Here is a 5,024-nt window from a genome sequence, read left to right on the forward strand (position 1 = left end):
AGGGTCATGACATTACCCAGGTATTCTTGTGGTACCAGAATATGACATTCTGCAATTGGTTCACGCAGGTCTTCAACAGTTGAACCATCTGGCATTTTTGACGGGCTATCGATGTAAATGGTATTGCCATTTTTCATCACTGCTTCATAAATTACCGTTGGTGCTGAAGAGATCAAATCCAGATCGTATTCACGTTCTAGACGCTCCTGTACGATCTCCATGTGCAGCATACCTAAGAAGCCACAGCGGAAACCGAAGCCTAGAGCATCAGAACTTTCTGGTTCAAAGAACAGCGCAGAGTCATTGATTTGCAGTTTATGCAATGCTTCACGGAAAGGTTCAAAATCACTGGAATCGATTGGGAACAGGCCCGCATATACCTGTGGTTTTACTTTTTTGAAACCAGGTAGTGTTGGAACTTCTGGAGTAGTTGCCAGTGTAATGGTATCACCCACTGGTGCGCCAAAAATGTCTTTAATACCGGCAATCACGAAACCAACTTCACCCGCTTCAAGGATATCGGTTTCAGTATGCTTCGGATTGAAAATACCGACTGAAGTGATGATATGTGTCTGACCAGTCGATTTCACCAGCATCTTGTCGCCCTTGCGAACACGACCCTGTTTCACACGAACCAGAGATACTACGCCCAGGTAGTTATCGAACCATGAGTCAATAATCAACGCTTGCAGCGGTGCATCACGTTCACCTGTTGGTGCAGGAATGACATTCACCAGCGTTTCAAGCACACCTTCAATACCTAGGCCAGTTTTTGCTGAACAGGTCGGTGCTTCAGTCGCTTCAATCCCGATAATATCTTCAATTTCCTGAATTACACGTTCGGGTTCAGCTTGTGGCAAGTCAATTTTGTTCAGTACTGGTAAAACTTCCAGACCCTGCTCAATGGCGGTATAGCAGTTTGCAACAGACTGCGCTTCTACACCTTGTGCTGCATCTACCACCAGTAGTGCACCTTCACAGGCCGCCAAAGAACGTGAAACTTCATAAGAGAAATCCACGTGTCCCGGGGTATCAATGAAGTTCAACTGATACTCTTGGCCATTTGGATGGGTATAGTACAAGGTGACCGAAGCCGCTTTGATGGTAATCCCACGTTCGCGTTCAAGTTCCATAGAATCAAGAACTTGAGCCTGCATTTCACGATCCTGCAAACCACCACAAGTTTGAATAAAACGATCTGCCAGAGTCGATTTACCGTGGTCAATATGCGCAATAATCGAGAAGTTACGAATGTTTTTAATATCAACAGATTTTTTAGCTTGCGCCATGGGCTACCTTGAGAAAAAAACGCGTCATGCAATTTAAAAAGTCATTGCATAACAAAAGCCGAATAGAAATTGCCGAGGATTATAGCAGAATGGAGATACAGAAAGAGAATTATCTTTCTTCTCTCTCGCTTATCTTAAATACGTAACTGCTTTATTTTTTATTTTCTTTTCCTCAGCTTTTTTCCAAGAAAACAGATTGTTAAATGGGCTGCTTCCTATTTGGTAGCTAACCTCTATTCAATCTCGATATCATCACCTTATTAGATTGATTCTTCTCTTATCACCTTTGCTTCTTCACTCAAATATAAAGTAGAAAAATCATAAGGGTTAATACTGTCTGAGAGGGGCTGATAAGCTTGGGTAAAACTTGGCGACATACGCTTCGGTCGACCCGACGCAATTTCGATACAGGCCCACTGCGTGCTACCGGTAAATAGGACATTCTGATCCTGTGGACGATAAAATGCATACTGTCTGAATGAATACAAGGCATTTAGATCACTTAACCATGTTCTTAAAATTAGCTCATCCCCTTCAAATGCCGCCTTGCGATACTGGACATGATGTTCAACTGCAACCATGGCATGTTTAAGTTGCAGATACTCATTTAAACCGAGTCCTAATTGCTCGATATGGTCCGAGGCCACATCCTGCATCCACTGCACATAAACTACGTTATTCACATGTCCTAGACGATCAATATGTTCAGGTTGTACCTTCAAAACTTGGTCAAAAATACCGGTCACTTTTCTCTAATCCTTTATCGCAATTTTTTCTATATACAGAGTCTACAGAAATTATGCCTCGGGTAAATTGCGAAAAATAAAAAACCGCCTATACAAGCGGTCTTTTATTATTGAAGATTCATTTATTTTATGAAATGCGCATCCCGACAATGGCACGTTGACCCTGACGAATCAGACCGACACGGGCAACACTACCTTTTTTCAAATCTGCCACAGCTTCCACAAACTGGTTACTGTTCAAGATTGCTTTACCATTGATTTGAGTCACGACATCATTGGGCATAATCCGTGCCTGAGCTGCGATCCCATCTCTACGAACATCCTGAATGACTACACCACCCTTAATCTCTAAACGCTCTTTTTCAGCCGGGCTTAATTCCCGAATAGTAACGCCTAATACCGGACCTTTATTTGGCTGAGCCTGGTTTCCTGCTTTGGCTGGCGTTTCATCTGGCGCAGTCGTGAGTGTTGCATTGATATTACGGCGTTTATCATCACGTAATACTTCTAACTGGATCTGCTGTTTAGGTGCAGAACGGTTCAAATAGTTCAGCAACTGACTAGTGCGTGAAATATCAGTACCATTGTATTTTAAAATCACATCACCGGCTTGCAGACCCGCTTTAGCCGCTGGCGAGTTTGGTGCCACCTGGGTAATTAAAGAACCTTCTGGCTTAGATAATTTATAAGATTCAGCCAAAGTACGGTCGATATCTTGCAGGCTTACACCCAGATAAGAACGGGTCACTTTACCATCACGTTTCAGCTGGTCAGCCACTTCCATAGCGACATCAATGGGAATCGAAAATGACAGGCCCATATAACCGCCAGTACCACTGAAGATTCGTGAGTTCACCCCAACCACTTCACCGCGCTGGTTAAATAGCGGTCCACCCGAGTTACCTGGATTCAGGGCCACATCAGTCTGAATAAATGGGACTGCGGTTTCGCCCATCATATTACGCATCTTGGCACTGACAATCCCGGCAGAAGCGGAGTAGTCAAAACCAAAAGGTGAACCGATTGCTAGTACAGGCTCACCTACACGTAATTTATCAACATCACCAGTACGCAGTTCCGGGAAACCTGAACCATTGACTTTCAATAAAGCGACGTCAGTACGCTCGTCGCTTCCTACGACTGTCGCATCAATTTCCCGACGATCATTCAAGGTAATTGTCACTTTAGACGCATCTTCAACTACGTGGTGGTTGGTCAGCAGATAGCCATCCTTACTAATGAAGAAGGCACTCCCATATCCGGTTTTTTCCTGCGGTACACGTGGCTGCGGAATAATCACCTGATTACCAAAGAAACGGCGTAAAATTTCAGGAACCTGTTGTTGCAAGAGCTCTTCTTCGCTCATTTTCTTGACAACACTCACACTGACAACTGCCGGACTAACCTGATCAACCAGGTTAGAAAAATCGACGGGTGTTACTGCCTGTAACTGAGCAGCACTCATGGTAACAGTCGCTGCAAATAATCCTTTTTTTAAATCCAGAATTTTCATATAAATTATTCACCCAAATTGTTGATAAATTTATGTAAATAGGTTTTATCACAAACTTCATATATTTTAAGTAACAATATGTTCGAAAGCTTGAATGTTGGCAACCTTTAATTTTTCTAAAGCATTAAGTTAAAGCTTTTATTAATTTTTTTCATCAATAAATGAGCACTTAAACGCTTGCCTTTTGTACAAAAAAGCGCTCTGATTAACGGACTTTTTTTCAATTAGCTGATGGACATGTCTAATTTTCCCCTTACCCATCATTTTGACGTGATCATTGTGGGCAGTGGTGGTGCCGGTCTTAGTCTAGCACTTTCTTTGCCTGAACATTTTAATATTGCAGTTCTTGCCAAATCTACCCTGACTGATGCCAGTACCTATTATGCACAAGGCGGCGTTGCAGCAGTACTGGATGAGACAGACTCGATTGAACAGCATATTGATGACACCATGATTGCAGGTGTACATCTGTGTGAAATGGATGCGGTGAAGCAGACGGTGGAAGGTGGTAAGCCTTCGGTGGATTTTCTGCTGAAACACGGCGTCCAATTTACTCTGGATGAGCAGGAACAATTACATTTGACCCGTGAAGGCGGCCATTCACAGCGCCGAATCATTCACGCAGCTGATGCGACTGGGCGTGCCATTTCTACCACGTTGGTACAGCGCGCTCAGGAAAAAGAAAATATTACCATCTTTGAAAATTACATTGCGATTGATCTGATCTGCTCACAAAAACTGGGCTTAGATGGTGAAAATCGCGCCTTAGGTTTATATGCACTCAATGAAGAAAGTGCACAAGTCCATACTTTCTTAGCACCCTTTACTGCCCTGGCTTGTGGCGGTGCGATGAAAGCTTATCTTTATACCTCGAACCCTGATATCGCGACCGGTGATGGGATTGCGATGGCCTATCGTGCCGGTTGCCGGGTTGCCAATATGGAATTCAACCAGTTCCATCCGACCTGTTTATATCATCCACAAGCCCGTTCATTCCTGATTACAGAAGCTATGCGTGGTGAAGGCGCCTATTTACGCCTACCTGATGGTGAGCGTTTTATGCTGCGTTTTGATGAGCGTGCTGAACTGGCACCACGTGATATTGTGGCACGCGCGATTGACTATGAAATTAAACGTCTGGGCATTCGTCATGTCTGGCTAGACATTACCCATAAAGATGAAAGCTTCATCAAGGAACACTTTCCAACCTTATATGCACGTCTGCTAGAGCTTGGCATCGACATCACCAAGGAAATGATTCCTGTGGTTCCTGCTGCGCATTATACCTGTGGCGGTGTGGTCGTAGATGAAAACAGTCAGACCGATATTGCCGGGCTCTATGCCATTGGTGAAACTTCTTATACTGGCTTACATGGTGCTAACCGCATGGCCAGCAACTCACTTTTAGAATGTTTTGTATATGGCATGAGTGCTGCCAAACATATTCAGGAAAATTTCAAGGCAGATCAAGCTATC

Annotated in this window: 4 protein-coding genes; 1 reads left to right on the forward strand and 3 read right to left on the reverse strand. The window is 43.7% G+C overall.

The features are described 5' to 3' along the window. The 3 genes from lepA to B4J23_RS01815 form a co-directional block, all read right to left on the reverse strand. Positions 1–1,289 (reverse strand): translation elongation factor 4 (gene lepA / locus B4J23_RS01805; RefSeq protein WP_291358603.1); only part of this gene is annotated, 1,289 nt, incomplete at its 3' end. Between the two features lie 260 nt (positions 1,290–1,549). Then, positions 1,550–2,035: an acyl-CoA thioesterase gene (locus B4J23_RS01810; RefSeq protein ID WP_291358604.1), complete on the reverse strand. Its 486-nt coding sequence runs from the start codon at positions 2,033–2,035 to the stop codon at positions 1,550–1,552. A 127-nt stretch (positions 2,036–2,162) separates the two neighbouring features. Then, positions 2,163–3,548 (reverse strand): Do family serine endopeptidase, encoded by a 1,386-nt coding sequence (locus B4J23_RS01815; RefSeq protein WP_034171221.1) that lies wholly within the window; start codon positions 3,546–3,548, stop codon positions 2,163–2,165. Between the two features lie 231 nt (positions 3,549–3,779). Here B4J23_RS01815 and nadB point away from each other — a divergent pair. Further along, positions 3,780–5,024, forward strand: a 1,245-nt coding sequence (nadB, locus tag B4J23_RS01820) for an L-aspartate oxidase (protein ID WP_414631558.1), incomplete at its 3' end; no start/stop codon positions are given.

The organism is Acinetobacter sp. UBA3025, assembly GCF_002367915.1.
Lineage (GTDB): Bacteria > Pseudomonadota > Gammaproteobacteria > Pseudomonadales > Moraxellaceae > Acinetobacter.